The organism is Albidovulum sp. (assembly GCF_049646345.1).
Lineage (GTDB): Bacteria > Pseudomonadota > Alphaproteobacteria > Rhodobacterales > Rhodobacteraceae > Albidovulum.
Genome location: NZ_JBARVQ010000877.1, coordinates 1 through 3,497, shown reverse-complemented (window position 1 = coordinate 3,497; position 3,497 = coordinate 1). Strand labels below are relative to the sequence as shown.

The 3,497-nt window shown below is 65.3% G+C and carries 4 protein-coding genes; all 4 read right to left on the bottom strand.

Annotated elements, in window-relative coordinates; genetic code table 11:
- Nucleotides 1-1,154 (bottom strand): FAD-binding oxidoreductase (locus WBB85_RS22880; protein WP_432640872.1); only part of this gene is annotated, 1,154 nt, incomplete at its 3' end.
- Between the two features lie 37 nt (nucleotides 1,155-1,191).
- The gene (locus tag WBB85_RS22875; RefSeq protein ID WP_432640871.1) at nucleotides 1,192-2,007 is read right to left on the bottom strand and encodes an MBL fold metallo-hydrolase; all 816 of its coding nucleotides are present in this window, start codon (nucleotides 2,005-2,007) and stop codon (nucleotides 1,192-1,194) included.
- A 189-nt stretch (nucleotides 2,008-2,196) separates the two neighbouring features.
- Entirely contained in the window at nucleotides 2,197-2,781 is a 585-nt protein-coding gene (locus WBB85_RS22870; protein ID WP_432640870.1) for a GNAT family N-acetyltransferase, read from the bottom strand.
- A partial coding sequence (locus WBB85_RS22865; protein ID WP_432640869.1) for a M16 family metallopeptidase occupies nucleotides 2,781-3,497 on the bottom strand: 717 nt, incomplete at its 5' end. The genes WBB85_RS22870 and WBB85_RS22865, both read right to left, overlap by 1 nt.

The following is a 3,497-nucleotide window of genomic DNA, read 5'->3' as shown; positions in this document are numbered from 1 at the left end:
TGCAGATTGCCATCGCCCAGATGGCCGAAACAGTTGATGCGGAAAGGGCCAAGCCGTTCCACCGCAGGCCCCGCACGGCGCAGGAACGCCCCGATTTCAGACAAGGGCAGTGAGATGTCGTGCGAGGCGATGGCACCGATCCTGCGGTTGCCCTCGGGCAGGGCCTCGCGCAAGTCCCAAAGCCCTTTCGCCTGCGCCGCGCTTGAGGCGATCACGCCATCGGTAACGTGATCCCCGGCGGCCTCATAGATCCCGGCCAGAACCGTTTCGGGGTCAAGACCGGGGGGCAGTCCGATCTCCACCAGAACCGACCATTCGGGGCGGTCGGCGAAGGGCTGGCGCTGCTCGGGCACAACCTCATCAAGGAACAAAAGACCCTGACCGTGGATCAGTTCGAAACTCGTGACATTGCCGCCGGTCGCCTCCTGCATGAGCGACAGAAGCGACAGCGCCGCCTCTGGACCGGTAACGACGAACATCGCCGTGCCAGTGGCAGCCGGTTTCGGGAAAAGCCGCAAGGTGGCGGCGGTGAGGATGCCGAGCGTGCCTTCGGAGCCGATCAGAAGGTCCTTCAGATCATAGCCGGTATTGTCTTTGCGCAGCCGTTTCAGCCCGTTCAGCACGGACCCGTCCGGCAGAACCGCCTCCACCCCCAGACAAAGGTCGCGCGCATTGCCATAACGCAGGACCGCCGTGCCGCCGGCATTGGTGGCCAGGTTGCCACCGATCCGGGCGGTGCCCTCGGAGGCGAGCGAGAGGGGGAAAAGCCGCCCCGCTCCATCTGCCGCCGCCTGCACCTCGGCGAGCGTCATGCCTGCTTCGGCCACCATCAGCCCTTCCTCGGCCCAGATTCCGCGCAAGGCATTCATCCGCTCCAGCGACAGGGTCAGCGGGGCGGGTCCTTCCGGCATCACCTGCCCCAGCACCAAACCGGTCCCGCCGCCCCAGGGCAGGATGCTCACCCGTGCAGCGGCGCAGGCACGTACGATCGCCGCGACCTCTGCCGTCGACCGCGGGCGGGCGACGAGGGCGGCGGGTGTCAAAGCCCTGCGACGCGGTTCTTCCAGATAGCGTGGCCCGGCGGGGCCCACGACCCCCTCGGGCAGCAGGGTGGCGAGCGTTTCGGCAAAGGCGGCATCGGCTGGGTTTAGCATGATCCCGGTGAACCATGCCGGGCGCGATCCGGCAAGCCTATTCCAATAGCCGGGGCATCAGCACGATCACCGTGGGCCGGGCTGGCAGGCTGGCGAGTGAAACCTCAAGCGAGGCCCCTTCGCGAAGATCAATGACGAACTCATCCTCCATGCCCGAGAGAAAGGCCGAGAGTGTTCCCGCGCCGAACCAGTGCATCGGCAGGACGACGGAGGAGCGCAGCCGTTTCACCACCCGGGTCATTGCTGCCAGGTCCAGCGTCATGCCGCCATCGACCGGCACCATCACCAGGTCGAGCCGCCCAAGGGCGGCATATTGCCGGGGCGTCGGCTCGTGGTGCAAATGGCCAAGATGGCCAATGCAGAGCCCGGCCACCTCGAAGACAAAGATCGAATTGCCCGCGGGTTCCACAGCGCCGCCGGGGCGGCGGATATCGGTCGGCACATTGCGGACCAGTATCTCGCCGAGGTCGAGGTGATGCCCGGCAGGCTCACCGGTATAGTCCCAGCCCTGCAGGACATTGGGGATGCGGGGATCGGGGTGAGACGTCCAGTGCGAGCTATGGGCATGGTTCATGGTCACCACGTCGGGCACGATATCAGCGGGGCCAAGCATGCCGGTATAGTCGGTCGCGACGGAAAGGCCGCCATGGGTCTCAAGAAAATAGGTCGAATGGCCGATATAGGACAGGCGCACGGTCTCGGATGGCAACGGGTCGCCCCATCCGGCATGCCAGACCAGTTCGGGCGCGGTATCGGCAATGGCGATACAATGATGGCTTGGCGTGCGGGTCTGGGAGGCGGCGGGCAAAGCGGCGGCAAGAATGACAAGCATGGGAAGGCAGATACGGACCATGGCAAACACCTCCGCCACCAGACTAAGCCGGTTTCACACGCTCAGCGAAGTCAAAACCGCTCCTGCTCACGCCTCCGTGTTCGGAACGTTCGCGTAAGGTGGGTTTGAACCCACCTTACCAGACCGTGATTTCCGGGCGCTGGCCTTCGACACCCGCCCTAGTAAGGTGGGTTTAAACCCACCTTACACTCATCCGATCTCGGTCCGGCCCCGCCGGTCGCCGCGCAGGTTGGCGTAAAGGACGTGGTTGCGCCAGCGGCCGTTGATCTGCAGGTAGCTCTGCGCCACGCCTTCGTATTTGTAGCCGCATTTTTCCAGCACCCCGCGCGAGGCGGCGTTTTCCGGCAGGCAGGCACTTTCAAGACGCGAGAGGTCGAGCGTGGTAAAGCAGTAGTGGATCACCGCGCGCAGGGCTTCGGCCATGTAGCCTTGCCGGGCATGATCCGCGCCAATCCAGTAGCCGATCGTCGCCGCCTGCGCCGGTCCCCGGCGAATATTGTCGACCGTCACCGCGCCCAGCAGCGCCTCATCCGCGCGTCGGATCAGAAAGAGCGGCACCGCCGTCCCGCCGCTTTCCGCCCGCTGCGCCCAGTAGACGCGGTTGGTAAACGCCTTGCGTGTCAGGTGGTCGGGCGACCAGACAGGCTCCCATTGCGTCAGGAATTCTCGGCTGTCGTCGCGCAAACTGGCCCAGGCACGAAAATCGCCATGCTGCGGCAGGCGCAGCGTCATGCGCTCGGTCTCGATCCGGATCCTGCGCCGCCTGAGCAGCATCAGGCCGCGAGCCTGTCGCGCAATGCCTCCAGCGTCGGGGCACGTTCAACCGGCCCATAAAGCGCAAGCGCGGTCTCGGCCCGTCCGGCCAGCCCTTCGGCAAAGGTGCGGATGCCCGCACGGGTGACCGCATCGATCTCGGCCGCGGTTTCGGCCACATCCTGTACCCGGCCCCAGATCGCCAGATGCCGCGCCATGCGTTCGGCCCGCGATGACGGACTTTCCAGCCCCATCAGCATCCCGGCCTTCATCTGGGCACGGGCACGGGCAAGCTCGGCCTCGCTCATATCCTCAGCGGCGCGCTTCAGCTCATCCATCGTCAACCCGCACAGATCGCCGATCTCTTCGGCCGAGGTGCCGGCATAGATGGTGATCATGCCGGTATCCTCATAGGCACCCGCCTGGGCATAGATCGAATAACACAGCCCCCGCTCTTCCCGGATTTTCTGGAAGAGGCGCGAGGACATGCCACCACCCAGCGCCGTGGCATAGACCTGCGCGGTGAAGAAATCATCGGCGGTCACGGCGGGCGCCTCGAAGCCCATGGCGAAATGGACCTGCTCAAGATCCTTGACTTCGCGCCGTTCGCCGCCCGTCCAGGCGGCACGTTGCAAGGGCCGGGCACCGACGGGTTTAAGGGTGCCGAAAATGGCTTCAGCCGCGGTCACGATAGCGTCGTGATCGACCGCGCCAGCGGCCGAGAGGATCATCTGATC